Source organism: Streptomyces sp. NPDC093591 (assembly GCF_044764885.1).
Lineage (GTDB): Bacteria > Actinomycetota > Actinomycetes > Streptomycetales > Streptomycetaceae > Streptomyces.
Window position 1 is genome coordinate 424,260 of record NZ_JBIWIY010000004.1, and the last position, 19,443, is coordinate 443,702.

General features: G+C 70.1%; 16 protein-coding genes. 8 read left to right on the top strand and 8 right to left on the bottom strand.

What is annotated here, in order from left to right; translation table 11 throughout:
* Positions 1-6: 6 nt before the first annotated feature.
* The 3 genes from ACIREI_RS11425 to ACIREI_RS11435 all read right to left on the bottom strand — a co-directional run bounded on the left by ACIREI_RS11425 (position 7) and on the right by ACIREI_RS11435 (position 4,920).
* Positions 7-1,845 (bottom strand): putative nucleotidyltransferase substrate binding domain-containing protein, encoded by a 1,839-nt coding sequence (locus ACIREI_RS11425; RefSeq protein ID WP_403330474.1) that lies wholly within the window; start codon positions 1,843-1,845, stop codon positions 7-9.
* 109 nt (positions 1,846-1,954) lie between these two features.
* Positions 1,955-3,823: an APC family permease gene (locus ACIREI_RS11430; RefSeq protein ID WP_403330476.1), complete on the bottom strand. Its 1,869-nt coding sequence runs from the start codon at positions 3,821-3,823 to the stop codon at positions 1,955-1,957.
* Between the two features lie 188 nt (positions 3,824-4,011).
* Complete coding sequence (locus ACIREI_RS11435; RefSeq protein WP_403330479.1) at positions 4,012-4,920, bottom strand: LysR substrate-binding domain-containing protein; 909 nt, start codon at positions 4,918-4,920, stop codon at positions 4,012-4,014.
* Between the two features lie 152 nt (positions 4,921-5,072).
* On the opposite strand from ACIREI_RS11435, the gene ACIREI_RS11440 reads away from it, so the two are divergent.
* The 3 genes from ACIREI_RS11440 to ACIREI_RS11450 are packed head-to-tail and all read left to right on the top strand — an operon-like array spanning position 5,073 to position 9,228.
* The gene (locus tag ACIREI_RS11440) at positions 5,073-6,248 is read left to right on the top strand and encodes an NAD(P)/FAD-dependent oxidoreductase (protein ID WP_403330482.1); all 1,176 of its coding nucleotides are present in this window, start codon (positions 5,073-5,075) and stop codon (positions 6,246-6,248) included.
* Between the two features lie 30 nt (positions 6,249-6,278).
* On the top strand, positions 6,279-7,676 hold the full coding sequence (locus tag ACIREI_RS11445) for a 2-oxoadipate dioxygenase/decarboxylase family protein (RefSeq protein WP_403330485.1): 1,398 nt from the start codon (positions 6,279-6,281) through the stop codon (positions 7,674-7,676).
* 22 nt (positions 7,677-7,698) lie between these two features.
* Positions 7,699-9,228 (top strand): aldehyde dehydrogenase family protein, encoded by a 1,530-nt coding sequence (locus ACIREI_RS11450; RefSeq protein WP_403330488.1) that lies wholly within the window; start codon positions 7,699-7,701, stop codon positions 9,226-9,228.
* A 51-nt stretch (positions 9,229-9,279) separates the two neighbouring features.
* Here ACIREI_RS11450 and ACIREI_RS11455 read toward each other — a convergent pair whose 3' ends face one another.
* From ACIREI_RS11455 to ACIREI_RS11475, 5 genes are all read right to left on the bottom strand, one after another.
* Positions 9,280-9,984, bottom strand: coding sequence for a GntR family transcriptional regulator (locus tag ACIREI_RS11455; RefSeq protein ID WP_403330491.1), 705 nt, complete (start codon positions 9,982-9,984; stop codon positions 9,280-9,282).
* An 82-nt stretch (positions 9,985-10,066) separates the two neighbouring features.
* Positions 10,067-10,456 carry a PPOX class F420-dependent oxidoreductase gene (locus ACIREI_RS11460; protein WP_403330494.1) on the bottom strand — a complete coding sequence of 130 codons (390 nt, stop codon included), beginning with the start codon at positions 10,454-10,456 and terminating at the stop codon, positions 10,067-10,069.
* A 115-nt stretch (positions 10,457-10,571) separates the two neighbouring features.
* Entirely contained in the window at positions 10,572-11,390 is an 819-nt protein-coding gene (locus ACIREI_RS11465; protein WP_403330497.1) for an amino acid ABC transporter ATP-binding protein, read from the bottom strand.
* A gap of 5 nt (positions 11,391-11,395) precedes the next feature.
* Positions 11,396-12,199: an amino acid ABC transporter permease gene (locus ACIREI_RS11470; protein WP_403330500.1), complete on the bottom strand. Its 804-nt coding sequence runs from the start codon at positions 12,197-12,199 to the stop codon at positions 11,396-11,398.
* 34 nt (positions 12,200-12,233) lie between these two features.
* A complete protein-coding gene (locus ACIREI_RS11475) occupies positions 12,234-13,106 on the bottom strand; it encodes a transporter substrate-binding domain-containing protein (RefSeq protein ID WP_403330502.1) in 873 nt (290 codons plus the stop codon).
* Positions 13,107-13,499: 393 nt separating this feature from the next.
* On the opposite strand from ACIREI_RS11475, the gene ACIREI_RS11480 reads away from it, so the two are divergent.
* From ACIREI_RS11480 to ACIREI_RS11500, 5 genes are all read left to right on the top strand, one after another.
* Positions 13,500-14,549, top strand: coding sequence for a proline racemase family protein (locus ACIREI_RS11480; protein ID WP_403330505.1), 1,050 nt, complete (start codon positions 13,500-13,502; stop codon positions 14,547-14,549).
* Between the two features lie 95 nt (positions 14,550-14,644).
* Positions 14,645-15,889, top strand: coding sequence for an NAD(P)/FAD-dependent oxidoreductase (locus ACIREI_RS11485; RefSeq protein WP_403330508.1), 1,245 nt, complete (start codon positions 14,645-14,647; stop codon positions 15,887-15,889).
* A 59-nt stretch (positions 15,890-15,948) separates the two neighbouring features.
* Positions 15,949-16,866: a dihydrodipicolinate synthase family protein gene (locus ACIREI_RS11490; protein ID WP_403330511.1), complete on the top strand. Its 918-nt coding sequence runs from the start codon at positions 15,949-15,951 to the stop codon at positions 16,864-16,866.
* Positions 16,866-17,939 (top strand): proline racemase family protein, encoded by a 1,074-nt coding sequence (locus tag ACIREI_RS11495; protein ID WP_403330514.1) that lies wholly within the window; start codon positions 16,866-16,868, stop codon positions 17,937-17,939. Before ACIREI_RS11490 ends, ACIREI_RS11495 begins: the two co-directional genes overlap by 1 nt.
* Positions 17,939-19,429 carry a gamma-aminobutyraldehyde dehydrogenase gene (locus ACIREI_RS11500; protein ID WP_403330517.1) on the top strand — a complete coding sequence of 497 codons (1,491 nt, stop codon included), beginning with the start codon at positions 17,939-17,941 and terminating at the stop codon, positions 19,427-19,429. Before ACIREI_RS11495 ends, ACIREI_RS11500 begins: the two co-directional genes overlap by 1 nt.
* Positions 19,430-19,443: the final 14 nt, after the last annotated feature.

The window sequence follows — 19,443 nt, forward strand, 5'->3', positions numbered from 1 at the left end:
GCGCCGTCAGAACTCGGGCATGGCGAAGCGGGCCATGTTGCCCATGCGGCGCCGGCTGTCGGTGACCACGCGGGTCGCCTCCGCGAGGATCGCGCGATCGACCGGCGGGAGACGTTCCAGACGGACGACGTCGGTCGGGGTGCGGCCGGCCGTCGTCTGCTCCATCTGCCAGGCGAGCCTGATGCCCTGGACGGCGTCGAAGGCGTCGGCGAGTGCGACGGCGTCGCTCTCGCTGAGCATGGCGGATCCGCCGGCCGCCAGGAGCCGTTGGTCCGTCGGCAGCGCCGTCGAGCCCACGCTGAGGGCGGCCCAGCGCGCGATGTTGGCGATCGGGAGGAGGAACTGGGCCTTCAGGTCGATCTTCTTCCTGCGCCACGGGGTCGGGCGGCTGCTCTGCGCGATCGAGGCCGCCAGCAGCATGGACATCGTGCGCGGATGCATCCGGAGGTCCCCGAAGACCCGGGCGACTTCGGGCAGTCCGCGATCCCCGTGGATCGGGCGGCCGTCGACGAGCAGGCAGGTCATGATGACGGCGTCGTCGGCTTCGGGTGCGGTGATCCAGTCCCGGCCCGCCCGGGCCCAGTCCGCGTGGGTCCGCGCGAACTTCGCGTTGACCGGGCTGACCCCGTGCCGGTCGTGCGCGAGCCCGGCCTGCTCCAGCACTTCGGCGACCTTCAGGAACATGGGCCGGTACTCGGCGATCTCGGCGGCGTCGAGGGCGTTGTCGAAGGATGCCGCCGCGTCGATGTCCGACGACAGCAGGGCCTCCCGACGCCCGTTGCTGCCCAGCGAGAGCCAGGTGAACGCGTCGGGCCGCAGGTGCGGATACCGCTCCGAGACGAGCTCGATGGTCCGGCGTACCGCGGCGTCGATGATGGCCGAGTGGACGGTGATGATCCGGCTCGGAGCCAGTCCCTTGGCCATGAGGCCGGTCAGCAGGCCCGGCACCGACCGGTAGCGCTCCTTGAGGTCGTCGACCGTCTCGGCACGGTGGATCTGCTCGTGCAGGGAGGCTCCCGCGGTGGTCGACGAGACCACGAAGTCGCGTGCGGCGACGGCACCCCGGAGCTGGTCGGCACGGTCGGTGACGAGCACGACGTCGCCTTCGGACTCCAGCACGGTGATGAGGGCCTCGGCGGCGGAGGCCCCCAGCCGGATCGACGGTGCGTCGGTCTGCATCGCGGTGCTCACCGGGTCGGTGACCGGCAACGCCGAGGCCACGGCCCGCCGGATCCCGGCATCGGTGAGGATGCCGTGGCCGCCGTTCTCCTGCCGTACGGCGACATAGGGCAGCCCCGTCTCCTCCATCCGGGCCGCCGCCTGCGCGATGGTCGTGGTCGGTTCGACCAGCAGGGGGGACGCCACGATCAGGTCGTCGACGAGGGTGTAGGTCGGGATGGAGCCGTGCGCCATCATCCGGCGGCTCATGTCGACTTCCCGCGCGAGGAGTTGGGCACCGTGCCGCGTCGCGAACACCGGATCGACCAGGTCGGGGTCGAGGCGGACGACGACGGTCTCCCCGGACGCCTCGACGCGCGGGCCCACCGCCTCGCCGAGCAGGGTCGCCACGTACCCGAACATCTCGGTCGGGCCGAGGTGGTAGGCGGGCAGTTCCCGGATGCGGTCGGGGTTCGTCCAGACGGAGACCCGGCCGTGCCACACGACATGGAGGCCGCGCTCGGGCCGGGCGAAGGCGTCGAGGACCACGTCGCCCGTGCCGTAGGACGTCACCGTGGCACGCTCGGCCGCCCGGGTGAGGCGCTCCGCGTCGAGGGTGTCGAGCGGCGGGCAGAGTCTCAGGAACTCCACCAGTGCGGGGACGTCGACCGGGTGGGCGGAATTCATCGTGGGCTCCTTGGAACGAACAGGCGACCGGAGATCGACGACCGAGCGGCCCCGCGGGATCGCGGGGCCGCCTCAGGGACGGGCCCACCGCTGAGCGGGGCCGCGCCGTTCACGCCATGGCATCGGCCTCCTGCTCCGCCCGCTGATGGGCCAGAACCTGGCTGAGCTCCTCCGTCGGGCCGCCCGATCGCACCGCCCAGACGAAGCTGCCGACGGCGATGAGCGCCATCACGATCAGGTCGGTCGGACCGTCGATCGCGGGACTCTCCATCGGGCCGTACTCGCCGAGGTACGAGACGAGCAGCATCGCGAGGAAGGTGCCGACGATCCAGACGCCGCTGCGCACATGTCGCCGGCCCTCGGCCGTGCTCACGGCGTAGAGCCCGGCCATGAAGGCGGCGACGGCCACGGTCATCGCGGTGAAGTACACGGGGAAGCTCCACCCGTCGGCGGCCTGCTTCTGATCGCGGTTGAACAGCCAGCCACCGCCGGCCGCGATGAAGATCCAGGCGACGCTGAACACCCCGGACACCACCCAGCTGCCCACGGCCTTGCTCCAGCCGTTCTGCACGCTGTTGTACGCGCCGTAGACCGGCAGGGCGAGGAACACGATCGTGAACAGGTTGATCAGGGAGACCCAGCCCGCGAAGTAGATGAGCATCAGGCTCGCGACGAAACCCGCGATCGCCCAGAAGTACGCCCACTTGACGCGGACCGGTCGGTGCATGTCGGGTGCGGTGCGCCGGAGAACCATCATCACCGGGCCGCCCATGACGTAGGACAGCGTGAGCGCGACCGACACCTGGGAGACGAACGAGTACCAGCTCGGCGCCGGGAAGAAAAAGAAGAAGCCGAGCAACGTGCACACCAGGAGTCCGACGATCGGTGTGCCGTACTTGTTGATCTTCTGCGCGCCCTTGGGCAGCTCACCGTTTACCGACATGGAGTACACCGAGCGAGCGCCGATGCCCAGCCACACCCAGCCGGTCGCCGCCGGGGACAGCGCCGCGTCGCTCAGCAGAACCGTCGCGAACCAGGCGAAGCCGGCTGCCGTGACGGCGTTGAGCAGCGGGGAGGACGCCCAGTCGCTGGTCATCAGGCCGCTCCAGTCGCCGGGGGCGACCTGTGCGTCGTTCCAGTTGACGGCACCGAGGAAGCCGATCTGCAGAACGACGTAGATCACGAGTGGAATGAGCAGGCCGCCGACGATCATCGCGATCGGGATGTTGCGTTGCGGGTTGACCGCCTCACCGCCGAAGTCGAGGATCTGCCGCAGTCCCGAGTAGGCGAACACGATGCCGCCACCCGCCAGGGCCCCGAAGATGGCGCCGGACCCCTGCGGCGCGAAGCCGCCGCCGATCGTGAAGTTGGCCGACGAGAAGGCCGTGAACATCAGTCCGGCGGTCACGACCGGGATGACGAGCTTCCACACCGTGACCCACTTGTTCGACTCGCTGAGCAGCTTGGCGCCCATCGAGTTGAGGAAGAAGAACACGAACAGCAGGCCGAACCCGACGAAGATGCCCTTCGGCCACGACAGCACCATCGTGCCGCCGCTCTCGGTGAGCCAGCCCAGTTGCGGCCAGTGGCCGCCGACGTAGGTGATGACCGCCTGCACCTCGATCACCGGCAGCGCCAGTGTGGCGATCAGATAGCCCCAGCCGTTGAAGAAGGAGAGGAAGGCGCCGTGCGTGAGCCGCGGGTAGCGGACTCCGGCGCCCGACCTCGGCATCATCGTGCCGAGTTCCATCCAGGTGACCCCGATGACGGCGAAGAACACCGCGCCGAGAACCCAGGTGATGATCGAGGCCGGCCCGGCGATGCTGGCGGCGGCGAGTGTCGCCAGCAGCCAGCCGGACCCGATCTGGACGCTCACGGCCAGGGCGATCAGCCCGACGAGGCCGATCTGTTTCTTCAGGTGCGCGTCACTGGCCTCATACGCGCCCTCGACCGGCACCGATGCCTGCGTGTCTCTCACGATGACTCCCTTGTCCGCTGTGCGAGTCGATTGCCTTGTCGACGCCAGGGCAGCGGCGGTCTTCAGCACCCATCCATGGCGCGCAGATTGTCGGACAATCTCGCGGGAAAGTACGGCCCAACGGAAGGCCGGGTCAACAGTGGCGGCAGAATCTGTTGCAGATTGTCAGACGATGGTGGCCGATGATCTCAGCGTGAGGAGCCCGATCCCGCGGAGGCACTCAGGATGTCGACGAAGGCGGCGAGCGTCGGGCGCTGCGCGGCGAAGGAACGGAACACCACCACGATGTGCCGCTCCATGGCCTCCCGCAGAGCGAGAACATCGAGGCGGGACGGCCGCAGACGCAGCATCAGATCCGTCACCACGCTGACCCCGACGCCCGCCTCGACCAGGGCGAGGGTGGCGGCGGTGTCCGTCACCTCGTGCAGGACCTGGGGCTCGAAGCCGGCCCGGCGGCACGCGGTGAGCACCGCGCGGCCGTAGTAGCTACGGATCGAAGGCATGATCCATCCCTGGTCCCCGGCGTCCGCGAGGGAGATGCTCCGCCGCCCCGGCATGGCACCGACCGGAACCGCGAGCGAGAAGCGCTCACGGGACAACTCCCGCACCCGCAGGGACGGATCGCGCGGAATGGGCACGTCCGGGTAGTCGAGGCCCAGCGCCAGATCCACGGTTCCGCCGGCGACCGCGTCGTACACCTCGTCCACGTCCATGTCCCGGCTGCGCACGGTGACGCCGGGATGCTTCTCGCGTACCTGCCGCAGGGCGGGCGGCAGGATCTCGGCGGCGGCCGTGGCGAAGAGCCCGACCCGCAGCGTCCCGGAGATCTCGTTGCGGGTGCGTTCCAGCGCTTCGACGGCTTCGGCCTCGGTGGTGAGGATGCGTTCGGCGTGCAGGGCCAGCGTCGTCCCGGCATCGGTGAGTTCCACGCGGCGGCCGACCCGCCGCAGCAACTGCATCCCGGTGGCCTTCTCCAGCGCGGCGATCTGCTGCGACACCCCTCCGGGCGTGTAGCCCAGGGCTTCGGCGACGGCGGTGACGGTGCCGCGCCGGGTCAGTTCCACCAGCGACCGCAGCTGCGCACTCGTCCAGTCCATATAGGAATCCTAAAAGATCGGAAGCACCAACCGTTGATGGACGTCAACGGTTCGGTTGCTGCACGATGACGCACAGACAGCTGCTCGGCATCGCAATGCACTGACAGCCCCCTCGCCCTTCAGTAGGGCGGCTCCTGGAAGGGAGTGGCCTGTTGTCCTCCTCCTCCGCCTTCCGCACCGTTCCGCCCACCGCCGACGTCGTGATCATCGGTGGCGGCGTGATGGGTGCGAGCACCGCGTTCCACCTCGCCGAGGCCGGTGTGCGGAACATCGTCGTCATCGAGCGCGGTGAGCTCTGCTGCGGCAGCTCCGGCAAGCCGATCGGTGGTGTGCGCGCCCAGTTCTCCGACCCGCTCAACATCGAACTCGGCAGCCGCAGCCTGCGCGCCTACCGGGACTTTCCCTGCCGACCCGGCACCGACATCAAGCTCGACACCGTCGGTTATCTCTTCCTGCTCGACAGCGAACAGCAGGTCGCCGACTTCGAGGCCGGCGTCGAGCTCCAGAACAGCCTGGGCGTGGCCAACCGCATGATCGGCCCCGACGAAGCGCAGCGCCTGTGTCCCTACATCAGCACCGACGGGCTCGTGGCCGCCGCCTACTCCCCGGCCGACGGGCACGCCCGCCCCGCACTCGTCGTGGAGGGGTATGCGCAGGCCGCCGCCCGGGCCGGCGTCACCATCGTGACCCAGACCGCGGTCGCGGGCATCGACACGGCCGGGGACCGCGTCACCGGTGTGCACACGAGCCACGGCCGTATCGCGTGCGGCGCCGTCATCTGTACGGCGGGCGCCTGGTCGGGACTGATCGGCGAGATGGCCGGCGTCCACCTGCCCATCCGGCCGGTGAGGCGGCAGTTGGCGTTCACCGCGCCGCTCACGCCGCCCGCGCCGCGCATCCCGTTCACCATCGACTTCTCGTCGTCCGCCTATTTCCACAACAGCGACGACGGGCTGCTGTTCGGGCTGGCCGACCCCGACGAGAAGGACGGCTTCGACACCACCTGGACCCCGCGGTGGCTGGAGCTGTTCCGCACCGTCGCCCGGCGCCGCGCCCCCGCCCTGGCCGACATGGAGACCGTTGGCGGATGGGCCGGCCTGTACGAGGTCACTCCCGACCACAACGCGCTGATCGGCCGCTCCGGCGAACTGCCCAACTTCCTCTACGCCGCCGGGTTCTCCGGGCACGGCTTCCTCCAGGCACCCGCGGTCGGCGAAGTGCTGCGCGATCTGTACCTGGAGCGCGAGCCGTTCACGGACATCTCCCCGCTCAGCGCCGACCGGTTCCGCCACGGCGCCGAGATCCGCCCCGAAGCCCACGTGGTCTGAGCCCCGACCTCCCGACCGAAAGGCCGAACCATGTCGACGATCAGCCAGTGGCAGCTGCGGGCCGCGTTCGCGGCACGGCTGTCGCAGATGTACGGGCAGGAGGTGCCCGCCTACACCACGCTCGTGGACGTCTCGCGGGAGGTCAACGAGGACGTCCTGCGCGCGCGGGGAGCCGACGCCGAACGTCTGGGGTCCATCAGCCGGGTGACCGCCGAGCGGCACGGCGCCATCCGGGTCGGCACACCGCGGGAACTGGAGCAGGTCGCCCGCGTCTTCGCCGCTCTCGGCATGCACCCGGTCGGCTTCTACGACCTGCGGGAGGCCGCCGCCAGTGCGGTCCCCGTCGTCTCCACCGCCTTCCGGCCGGTCGACGGCGAGGAACTGGCCCGCAACCCCTTCCGGGTGTTCACCTCCATGCTCACCCCGGCCGACCCCCGCTTCTTCACCCCCGACCTGCGCGCACGCCTGGAGACCTTCCTCGCCGGCCGCGAACTCTTCCCGCCGGAACTGCTCGCCCTGGCCGACCGGGCCGCCGCCGAGCGGGAACTGCCCCAGCAGGAGGCCGAGCGGTTCCTGCGGCTCGCCGTGCAGGCCTTCGAACTGTCCTCGGAGCCGGTCGACCGTGCCTGGTACCAGGAGCTGGAGCGGGTCTCCGCCGTCGCCGCCGACATCGGCGGCGTCCGCAGCACCCACATCAACCACCTCACCCCGCGCGTCCTGGACATCGACGAGCTGTACCGCCGTATGACCGACCGCGGCATCGAGATGATCGACACCATCCAGGGCCCGCCGGCCTGGAAGGGCCCCGACGTCCTGCTGCGGCAGACCTCGTTCAGGGCCCTGGCCGAACCCCGCGCGATGCGCCTCGCGGACGGCAGCGTCGAAAGCGGCGCGCTGCGGGTCCGCTTCGGCGAGGTGGAAGCGCGCGGCATCGCCCTGACACGGAAGGGCCGTTCCCTCTACGACGACCTCCTCGGCCGTGTCGACGAGCAGGCGTCCCGGAGTCCCGCCGAGGCCCGCGGCGAGGTCGCACGGGCCGTCTGGGAGCAGCACATGCCGGGCAGCGAGGAGGAACTGGCCGCCCAGGGACTGGCCTACTTCACCTACGTACGCGCGGAAGGCCGGCCCCGCGACGGCGGCGGGCCGCCCGCCGGTCTCACCGAACTGGTGCGGCAGGGCTGGGTGAGCGCCGAGCCCATCGTCTACGAGGACTTCCTGCCCCGCTCCGCCGCCGGCATCTTCCAGTCCAACCTCAGCGGCGAGGGCACCCGCGACAACGACCAGGAAGGCGCCGCCTACGACGCCGCCTGGCTGTCCGGCGCCATCGGCCGCGACGTGCTGGACCCCTACGCGCTCTACGCACAGCAGCAGGACCGCTCCCTCGCCCGGGTCGCCCGCGAACTCGGCCTCACCGACGCCCTCGGCTGACCTCACACCTTCAAGGACCACCATGACCAGCACCGCACTGCCCACCACTGACGACCTGCGCGCCCGCGCCCGCACCGCCCTGCGGCACATCGGAGTCGACGTCCCCGAGGGCAGCGACCTCCATGCCCGCACGCCCATCACCGGCGAGAACCTCTTCGGAGTGAAGGCCGCCACCCAGACCGAAGCCGAAGACGCCATCGCGGCCACGCGTGCGGCCTTCCTCACCTGGCGCACCACCCCCGCTCCGCGCCGCGGTGAACTCGTGCGCCGCCTCGGTGAGTTGCTGCGCGAGCACAAGAGCGACCTGGCGGACCTGGTCACCATCGAGGCGGGCAAGATCCGCTCCGAGGCGCTGGGCGAGATCCAGGAAATGATCGACATCTGCGACTTCGCGGTCGGCCTGTCCCGCCAGCTCTACGGCCGTACGATCGCCTCCGAACGCCCCGGCCACCGCCTCGCCGAGACCTGGCACCCCCTGGGCGTGGTCGGTGTCATCTCCGCCTTCAACTTCCCCGCCGCCGTGTGGTCCTGGAACACCGCCGTCGCCCTCGTCTGCGGCGACACCGTCGTCTGGAAGCCCTCGGAGCTCACCCCGCTGATCTCCCTGGCCTGCGACCACCTGCTCGCCCGGGCCGCCGACGAGGTCGGCGCACCCCGCGACGTGCACCGTCTGCTCCTCGGGGACCGTGCGGTCGGCGAGCGGCTCGTCGACGATCCCCGCGTGGCGCTCGTCAGCGCCACCGGCTCCACCCGCATGGGCCGCGAGGTCGGCCCCCGCGTCGCCGCGCGCTTCGGCCGCAGCCTGCTCGAACTCGGCGGCAACAACGCCGCGATCGTCGCCCCGTCCGCCGACCTGGACCTCGCCGTCCAGGGCATCGTCTTCGCGGCCGCGGGCACGGCGGGGCAGCGCTGCACCACCCTGCGCCGCCTCATCGTCCACCGCGACATCGCCGACACGCTCATCGAGCGGCTGACCTCCGCGTACCGCAAGCTCCCCATTGGCGACCCGTTCGACGCCACCACCCTGGTCGGCCCGCTCATCTCCACCACGGCCCTCGACGCCATGACGGACGCCGTCACCCGTGTCCAGGCCCAGGGCGGCAAGGTCCTGGCCGGCGGCAACCGGCGCCTGACCGAGGCCGCTCCCTCGGCCGCCTACACCGAGCCGGTTCTCGTCCGCGTCGACGAGCAGACCGACGTCGTACGGGAGGAGACCTTCGCGCCGATCCTGTACGTCCTCACCTACGACACCCTCGACGAGGCGATCGCCCTCCACAACGACGTCCCGCAGGGCCTGTCGTCCAGCATCTTCACCCGCGACCAGCAGGAGGCCGAGATCTTCCTGTCCGCCGCCGGCTCGGACTGCGGCATCGCCAACGTCAACATCGGCACCTCCGGCGCCGAGATCGGCGGCGCGTTCGGCGGTGAGAAGGACACCGGCGGCGGCCGTGAGTCCGGCTCGGACGCCTGGAAGGCCTACATGCGCCCGGCCACCAACACCATCAACTACTCCAGCGAGCCGGCTCTCGCCCAGGGGGTCAGCTTCCTCTGATCGGGCCCTGGTGAACGCACCGTTCAGGGGGATGCCGGTGACGGCATCCCCCTACCCCTCGTCGGCGGTGCGCTGCCGCTCGGCGATCATCTCCAGCAGTTCGTCGGCGCTCGCCCGGGTGTGGCGCTCGACTTCGGCCGCGATGGTGTCGGGGTCGCCGCCGAGGATGGCGTCGATGAGGCGTTCGTGGACGTGCAGGGCGCGGTCGGGATCGGAGCGGGTGCTCTCGTCGACCGTGATGGCCAGGTTGATCTGGGCCTCCACGGTGGGCCAGATCCGCTTCAGCATGGCGTTGTCGGAGGCGTCCCAGATGGTGCGGTGCAGGGCGATATGAGCCTGGTGGAGACGTCCCGAGTCCTGCGCCCGGTGTGCTGCCCGGTACTCCTCCCAGACACTTTGCAGCCGCGCCCGGCGGGACCCGTCGGGATCATCGGCCAGGGCGCGCGCGGCGAGGGTCTCCAAGGCGACCCGGACGGCGGCGGTGTCGGTGATGAACTTCTCGTCGATGGCGGTGACGATGACGCCGCGGTACGGCTGCTGTTCGAGGAGCCCTTCGTGGATGAGCTGGTAGATGGCCTCGCGCAGGGTGGGACGGCTGACGCCCAGTTGCGACGCGATGTGGACCTCGCGCAGTGGCTGCCCGGCCTTGAGCTCACCGGCCATGATCGCCCGGCGCAGCTCGTCCACCACCGCGCCCCGGCGCGTCTGGGTGCTGACCGGCCTGGGGCCGGCGGCCTGGGCAGCGTGCTCGCTCATAAGTCCTCCGCAGATTGTCAGACTGCATTCTAGAGGGAGGCCGGACGCGGAGGCCCGCGCCCGGCGGCTGCCACTGCGGGTTTCAGGCCCCGTGCTCGGTGACGCGCTCGGCCCTGATGGTGACGACCACCCGGGGTGTCGTCGCGGTCTCCTGCCAGGGCCGGCCCGCGTACTTGTGGGAGAGCTCGTCGATCAGCTCCGGACCGCCGTCCCGGGTCATGGTGACCGGACCGCGGACCACAGCGTAGGCGTACGGGTTGTCGCGGTCGGTGATCAGGACGCCGGCCCGGGGATCGCGCAGCAGGTTGAGGTGTTTGACGCGGCCCTCGACGGTGGAGAAGGCGATCCCGTCGTCGGTGGCCTTCACCCACACCACGCTCTGCTGGGGCAGACCGTCCTTGCCGATCGTGGCGATCGTCGCGTAGTTCGGTCCGGAGGCCAGCTTGCGTGCGAACTCGGTGAGCCGGGACATGTGCGAAAACCTTTCAGGTGGAGGGATGGGGGGAACGCGGACGCAGCCCCGCTCGGACCGGCGCAGCGGAGTCCGGTCCGGTGCGGTGAGCGGGGCTGCCGTTCCAGCAGGGCGATCAGAAGCGAACGGCGTCGATGAATGCCTGAAGCCCTGGTGTCTGCGGGTCGTTGAAGGCCTGCTCCGGTGGCACGTCCTCCTTGATGAGGCCGTCCTCGAAGAAGCAGATGCGGTCGGCGGCCTTGGAGGCGAAGGCCATGTCATGGGTGACGATGCCGCAGGCGATGCCGTCCTCCTCCTTCAGCTTGGTCAGCACGCCCAGCACCTCGGCGGCCACCGGCGGGTCGAGTGCGGAGGTGATCTCGTCGCACAGCAGCAGGCGCGGGCGCATCATCAACGCCCGGGCGATGGCGACCCGTTGGCGCTCGCCACCGGACAACTGGGTGCAACGGCTGCGCAGATGGTGGGCCATGCCCACGTCGGTCAGGGCCTGTTCGGCCCGTTCCAGCAGTTGGGCCTTGGACTCGCCGAGTGCCAGGCGGGGAGCGATGGTGAGGTTGTCGAGGACGTTCATATGGGGCCACAGCGTGTAGCTCTGGAAGATCATCCCGACCTGGCTCCGGAGCTCGTTCCACGCCTCCTGGTACTCGCCGTCGCGGACGACGGCCTGTCCGGCGAGGTCGATGTCGCCGGCGTCCGGCTCCTCCAGGCCGGCGATCACCCGCAGCAGGGTGCTCTTGCCGGAGCCGCTCTTGCCGATGAGGACGGCGATCTCGCCGCTGCCGATCCGGAAGTCGGCCTCCTTGAGGACGGGGCGGCCGTGGAAGGACTTGCAGACCCCGCGCGTGCGCACGAACGCGCCGTCGAGCCCGGCGTCGGGGTACGCGTCCGTGACCGTGTCCGATGCCTTGTCGAGGGTCGGGTTGGTCTCTGTCATCGTGATCAGACACCTTCCGGCTTGAGCAGGGACTTCAGGGCGGGGTTGGCCAGGGCGGGCGGCCGCTGTCCGGGGCGCAGCCGGGTGAGGGTGCCGAGCAGCCCGGCCGAGGGCGGCTGGGCGCCGCGCGAGCCGCTGGTGAGCAGACGTCGCTCGACGTAGCTGGTGAACAGCGTCGCGGGGAAGGCGATCGCGAAGTAGATGACGGCGACCAGCGTGAAGATCTCCATGGGCCGGTAGGTCTGGCTGGAGAGGATGTTGCCCTGGAAAGTGAGGTCGGCCAGGCCCAACGCGGAGACCAGGGAGGTGTCCTTGAACATGCTCACGTTCAGGGACAGGATCGTCGGGATCTGCTGGCGGAAGGCCTGCGGCACGATGATGTGCCGCAGGATCTGCACCCGGTTCAGGCGCAGCATCCGGGCCGCCTCGATCTGCTCGACGGGCACCGACTGCATGCCCGCGCGATAGGTCTCCGACATGAACGCGGTCAGGTGCGCGGTGAGCGCGATGATGATCGAGAGCTCACCGGGCAGGTCGACGCCGAGGAGCGCCGGAAGGGCGTAGAACACCCACAGCAGCTGGATCAGCAGAGGGGTGCAGCGGAACACCTCGATGTAGAACTGCGCGGGCCAGCGGATGACCTCGATCTTCGACATGCGGGCCACGGCGAGGGGGAAGCCGAGGACGGCGCTCGCGACGATCACGATCGTCGAGATCTTCAGGGTCAGCCACAGCCCGTCGAGCAGGGTGGGCAGCGCGGGGCCGATGACGCTCAGATCGAATTCGTAGGCGAGGTTCACGGAATGCATCACGGACTACCTCCGGGAGGACGGCGAGACCAGGTCAGGACTTGATCTCGAGGTCGCCCAGGGCGTCCACGTCGCGGTATCCGGCCTCCGCGAAGGCCCGGTCGATCTCACCGCTGGCCACCGAGTTGTCGATCGCGACGTTGAGGATCTCCATGGAGCGGGCGTCGATGCCGGAGGGAACGCCGTAGGCCACGTGGTGCACGAAGATCGCCGGGTCGGGGACGACGATGCCCATCGACTTGTCCTTGGTGGCCATGTCCACGGCGGTGCCCAGGTCGGCGAAGATGCCGATGGCCTTGCCCGCCTTCACGCCCGCGGCCGCGTTCTGGTAGGTGTCCACGCGCAGTTCCTTGGCCCCGGCCTTCTGAAGCGCCGCGTCCAGCGCGGAACCCTGCGTGGTGGCGATGGGCTTGTTCGCGTCGAGGATCTGCTCGCTGCTGGTGTAGTCGCTGTCCCGCTCCACCAGGAACACGCCCGGGTAGGACCACGAGCCGTGGGTGAAGCGGATCGCGAGGCTGCGCTCGACGGTCTGGTCGAGGTCGGCGGCGACGTCGTACTTGTCGGCCTGGAGCCCGGCGACGATGTTCTGCCAGGTGGTCGCCACCGTCTTGACCTTCACACCTATGCCGTCCGCGAAGTTCTCCAACGGAATCAGGTCGGGTCCGCTGCAGGTGCCGTCCGACTTGACGACGATGGTGGGCGGGGCGTCGGCGCAGCCGACCCGCAGCACACCCGCCTTCTTGATCTTGTCGACCCAGGCGGCCTTGCCGGAGTCACCGGAACTGGCGACGGTCTGGGTCGAACCGCCGTCCGAGCCGGCCTTCCCCCCGAAGTAGCCGGCCAGCCAGGCCAGGATGAGTACGCCGACCACGTAGAAGGTGTATCTGCTCTGCTTGGTGAGGGCCATGGCTGGTGCTCCAGTGCTAGAGGACGAGTGGTGCAGCGTGCGGCATGGGGGGATTGGTTCGATCCAGGACCTGCGGGCTTTGGGCGCTGCGGTGAAATGAGCGGGCTCGGGTGACGCGGCAGTGCCGCCGCGGTCGATACCGCTTGAGACGGGACGCTCCCTCTGAGAGCCGCCCGAAGATTGTCTGACAAGCGACGGGATGCCGGAAGGCTAGGGACGCGGCCCCGCCGTGTCAATAGCCGAAATCGTGATGTACCGATACGGCGCTCAGCCCGAGCAGAGTCGGCCGAATCTTCAGCCTCCAGGCATTGACCGCGACGGGCGCTCCCGTCTAGCGTCCCCACCAAGCCGCCGATTGTTTGACAATCTGCGATCTCGAAAGGAAGGCCGGCCATGAGGTTCAGTCGCGCCTTGAACGTGGTGGACGCCCATGCCGAGGGGGAATCCGGCAAGGTCGTCGTCGGAGGAATCGGGCAGGTCCCGGGCGAGAGCCTCTTCGACAAGATGCGCTCCTTCGAAGAGCACCACGACCAGCTGCGCAGGCTGCTGCTCCAGGAGCCGCGCGGAGCGATGTGGCACAACGCCAACGTCGTCCTGCCGTCCAACGACCCACGGGCCGACATGGGGTACGTCATCCTGGAGTCGACGGAGTATCCGGTGATGTCCGGCTCGAACACCATGTGCGTGGCCACGGTGTTGCTGGAGACCGGGATGCTCCCGATGACCGAACCGGTCACGCACCTCACGCTGGAGTCCCCGGCCGGTCTGATCCGGGTCGAGTGCGAGTGCGCCGACGGCAAGGTGCGGCGGGTGACGCTGGTCAACCAGCCCGCGTTCGTCTACCACCACTGCGCCGATCTCGACGTCGACGGTCTCGGCCGGGTGACCGTGGACATCGCCTACGGCGGGATGACCTTCGTGTTCGTGGACGCGGAGGCACTCGGGTTCAAGCTCGACGTGAGCGAGGAGGCGGCCCTGTGCGAACTCGGACAACGCCTCAAAAGGGCGGCCGTGCGCCGGCTGGACGTGAGCCACCCGGAGAACCCGCTCATCCCCGGCATCACCAACACCGTCTTCACCGGCCCGCTCCACCACGAGCAGGACGAGGACGGCACCGAGATGATCCGCTCCCGGAACGCCACCGTCGTCTCCCCCGGCCGGATCGACCGCTCCCCGTGCGGCACGGGCACCTCCGCCCGCCTCGCCGTTCTGCACGCCTCCGGACTGCTGAAGCCGGGGCAGCTCTTCCGGCACGAGTCGCTCATCGGCAGCCGGTTCGACGCCCGTATCGAGTCCACGACCACGGTCGGGCCGTACGACGCCGTCGTACCCAGGATCTCCGGGCGGGCCTGGATCACCTCCTTCAACCAGCTGGTCCTCGATCAGACGGACCCGTTCCAGCACGGCTTCGTGGTGGGGCGGCCGTGGGAGCCAGAGGTCTGACCGGTGCCTGCTCGACACCAGACATTTCTTCAACCGTGCGCGGTTCAGCGACCCGAGAGGCGCCTGAAAGCGCCTGTCAGGAGGTATAGGACGCCATGCGGACCATCGTTGTGGGGGCCGGGGCGGTCGGCCTGTCCGCCGCCTACCGGCTGGCCAAGGCCGGCTGCGAGGTCACTGTTCTCGACGCCCGGAGCGCCGGCTCCGCCGCCTCGCACGGCAACGCGGCCAAGATCGCCCTTGCGGAGAGCGGCCCGGTGCCCGCGCCCGGCGTGATCCTGCAGTCCCTGAAGTGGATGCTGAAGCCGGACAGCCCGCTGTACGTCAAACCCTCGCTGAACCCGTCCTTCGTGAAGTTCATGCTCACCATGGCCCGCCACTGCACCACCCGCGACTTCCGCCAGGGCCTGGAGACCACCCTGCGCCTCGCCGAGGGCACCATGGACCTCCTCGACGACTGGACCCGCGACGGCATCGCCTTCGAGATGCACCGGGCCGGCGTCCTGCTCGCCTTCGAGACCCGCGAACGCTACGAGGAGCAGCTGGCCTCCCTCGACATCTTCGAGAGCTTCGGCATGGTGGCCGAACACCTGCACGGGGACGCGGTACAGGCCAAGGAGCCGGTGCTGAACAGCCGTATCAGACACGGCCTGTTCTTCCCCGACGACCGCCAGGTCGAGCCCGACTCCCTCACCCAGGGCCTGCTCAAGCGGTGTACGGAACTCGGCGTCGAGATACATGAACACACTCCCGTACGACGCTTCCTGCGCCGAGGCGACGCCGTCACCGGTGTCGTGACCGGCAAGGGCGAGTACACCGGCGACACCCTGCTGCTGGCCGGCGGTGTCTGGACCGCCCGCATGGCCGCGCAGCTCGGTGTCCCGTTGCCGATCCGGCCGGGCAAGGGATACAGCGTCGACTACTCGCCCTCGCCGGTACCGCTGCGCACGCCCCTCACGCTGGAGGACGCCCGCGTCGCGGTGACCCCGCTGGGCGGCTACCTGCGGCTGGCGGGCACGATGGAGTTCGGCGGCCTGGAGGAGAACATCAACCCCCGGCGCGTCGCCGCCATCAAGCAGGCCGCCGCCGACTCCCTCACCGGCTGGGGCAACCCCCCGGGAGAGGCCGCTCCGTGGGCCGGGCTGCGCCCCATGACCCCGGACGGACTGCCGGTCATCGGCCGCCTCGACCCGCTCCCCAACGTCTACGTCGCCTCGGGCCACGGCATGCTCGGCCTCACCCTCGCCCCGGCCACCGCCGAGATCATCACCGAGGCGATCACCACGCGCCGCCTTCCGTCCGTCGCCGAGGCCGTCTCACCGCGCCGCTTCAGCCGACGCTGACGGCCACCGGTCCCCCGCTGCCACCCCGTTTCCTCCATGCTGATCTCAGGAGTCCCTTCATGAGCGTCCCCCAGTTCACCGGTATCCTCGCCGCCGTCGTCACCCCGCTGACCGCCGATGGCTCGGCCGTCGACGCCGACGGCGTCAGGCGCCAGGCCGACCACATCATCGGCGGTGGCATCCACGGCCTCGTGCCCGGTGGCAGCACCGGCGAGTTCACCACGCTGAGCCTCGACGAGCGCAAGCGGGTCACCGAGCTGTACGTCGAGGCCGCCGACGGACGCGTCCCCGTCATCGCCGGAACGGGCGCGCTCAGCACGGCGGACACCGTGGAACTGAGCGTGCACGCCGAGAAGGCCGGAGCCGCCGCTGTCATGATCGTGCCGCCCTTCTACGACGCGCCCTCCTTCGAGGAGCTGCTCGCGTACTTCGGCGCGGTGTCCGAGGCGATCGACATCCCGATCATGTACTACAACATCCCCTCCGCGTCCGGCGTGCAGCTCACCCCCGAGCAGCTCGCGCAACTGGCCCGCCAGACCGCGATCACCTCCTACAAGGACACCGGCGGCGACTTCACATGGCTCTCCGCCGTCCAGCAGCAGCACGCGGCGGACATCACCGCCCTCAACGGCTGGGACACCCTCACCTTCGCCGCCCTCGCCAGCGGTGCGAAGGCGGGCGTGTGGGGCACCGCCAGCGTGATCCCCCGACTGTGCGCCGACCTGTACGACGCCCTCGCCGTGCGCGGTGACCTGCACGCCGGACGCGAACTGTGGAAGAAGATCTTCCCGATCTGCCAGTTCCTGGAGTCCCACAACTACGCCTGCGGCATCAAGACCGGCCTCGACCTGGTCGGCGTCGGCGCCGGCCCGACCCGCCGCCCGGTGCTGCCGCTGGCCCCGCAGTACGTCGCCGAGTTGCGCGAGCTGCTCGTCGCGGCCGGTGTCGCCGTGGCCGAGGACAGTGTGGCCGCCTGATGGGCACATACCGCCGCATCCACGCGATCGACGTCCACGCCGAGGGCGAACCGGGCCGCGTGCTGATCGGCAGCCATCTGCACGTCAAGGGCGCCACGATGGCCGAGCGGCTGCAGTACTGCGAGAAGCACCTCGACGACCTGCGCCGGCTCCTGCTCCAGGAGCCGCGCGGCTACCCGGCCCTGTGCGGCGCCCTGGTGCTGCCCCCGGCCGACCCGTCCGCCGACTTCGGCCTGGTGGTGCTGGAACAAGGCGGCTTCCGCCCCATGTCCGGCTCCAACCTCATCTGCGCGGTCACCGCGCTGGTCGAGGCCGGCGCGGTACCGGTGAGCGAGCCGGTCACGGAACTCACCGTGGACACGGCCGTCGGGCTGGTCCGGGTCCGCGCCGAGGTGTCCGGCGGCAGGGCCACCCGGGTCACCTTCGCCAACGTGCCCGCCTTCGCCGTAGCCCTCGACCATGAGCTGGATCTGCCCGAGTACGGGCGGGTCCCGGTCGACATCGTCTTCGGCGGACAGTTCTTCGTCCAGGCCAGGGCGGCCGACCTGGGCCTGGTCGTGGAGCCGAGGGCCGCGAAGCAACTCGCGCGCGCCGGAGCGGTGTTGCGTACAGCGGCCCAGCAGCAGTTCCCGGTGCGCCACCCGCTCAACCCGGACATCAACCAGATCGCCCTGACGATGATCCACGGCCCCTCGCCCACCTCCGGTGCCTCGGGCCGCAACACCGTCATCCTGCCGAACGGACCGGTCGACCTGGCCGATCCGGCCACCTGGACCGGATCCCTGGACCGCTCCCCGTGCGGCACCGGCACCTGCGGACGCATGGCCGCCCTGCACGCGCGCGGCGAACTCCCCCTCAACACCCCCTTCGTCCACGAGTCGATCATCGGAACGACCTTCACGGGCACGCTCCTCGACGCCACCCGAGTCGGGCCGTACGAGGCCGTCTCACCGACGATCAGCGGACGCGGCTGGATCACCGGATTCAACCAGTACGTCCTGGACGACACCGACCCCTTCCCGTACGGCTACACGCTCGGCGACCTGTGGGGCGCCACCGGACAGGAGCGCTGATGGAGACCACCGGCATGCAGTTCATCGCGGGCAGGCGACGCCCCGGCACATCGGGCCAGGAGCACGCGGTGACCAACCCGGCCACGGGTGAGGTCCTGGCGACCGGCACCCTGGCCGGGCCCGAGGACGTCGAGGAGGCGGTGGCCGCGGCGCGCGCCGCCTTCGCCGACTGGTCGCGCACCACACCCGTCGAGCGCTCCGAGGCCCTCCTGCGCTGGGCAGACCAACTCCAGTCGCGGGCCGATGAGTTCGCCGGCGTCGAGAGTCTCATCGGCGGCAAGCCGATCCGGCTGACGACCGGCTTCGACATCCCCGGCACCATCGACAACGTCCGCTTCTTCGCCGGCGCCGCCCGCAACCTGGAGGGCCGCGCATCAGGCGAGTACTCCGGCGACCACACCTCCACGATCCGCCGCGAACCCGTCGGCGTCGTCGGGTCCATCGCGCCCTGGAACTACCCGCTCCAGATGGCTGCCTGGAAGATCCTCCCCGCGGTCGCCGCCGGCAACACGATCGTCCTCAAGCCCTCCGAACTCACCCCTCTCACCTCGGTGATGTTCGCCGAGGCGGCCCAGGCGGCGGGCATCCCGGACGGCGTCGTCAACATCGTCACGGGCACCGGACCGGTCGCCGGGCAGGCACTGGTCACCCACCCCGACGTGGCCATGGTCTCCTTCACCGGCTCGACCGCCGTCGGCCGCCAAGTCGCCGCCCAGGCCGCCGGGTCGGTCAAGCGCGTCCACCTGGAACTCGGCGGCAAGGCGCCCTTCGTCGTCTTCGACGACGCCGACCTGGAGGCCGCCGCCCGCGGCGCCGTCGCCGGATCCCTCATCAACGCCGGACAGGACTGCACGGCCGCGACCCGCGCCTACGTCCAACGGCCGCTGTACGACGCGTTCGTGACCCGGGTCGCCGAACTCATGGACGGCGTACGCCTCGGCCCCGTCGACGACCCCGACACCGACATGGGCTCCCTGATCTCGTTCCGCCAGCGCGACAAGGTCGCCGGCATGGTCGAGGACGCCCGCCGCGCCGGAGCCACCGTCGTGCGCGGCGGCAGGATCCCCGACGGGCCGCTCGGCCGGGCCGCCTACTACGAGCCCACCCTCATCACCGACGCCGCCCAGGACTCCGCCATCGTCCAGCGGGAGATCTTCGGACCGGTCCTGGTCTGCCTGCCCTTCGACACCGACGACGACGCCCTCCGGCTCGCCAACGACACCCCGTACGGGCTGGCCGCGTCCGCCTGGACCACCGATGTCTACCGCGCCGGGCGCGCGAGCCGCGAGATCCGGGCGGGCTGCGTCTGGATCAACGACCACATCCCGATCATCAGCGAGATGCCGCACGGCGGCTACAAGGCCTCCGGCTTCGGCAAGGACATGTCGGCGTACTCCTTCGACGAGTACACCAACGTCAAACACGTCATGTCCGACATCACCGGCGCCCAGCACAAGTCCTGGCACGACACCGTCTTCACCAGCCGCTGAGCCATCCCGCAAGG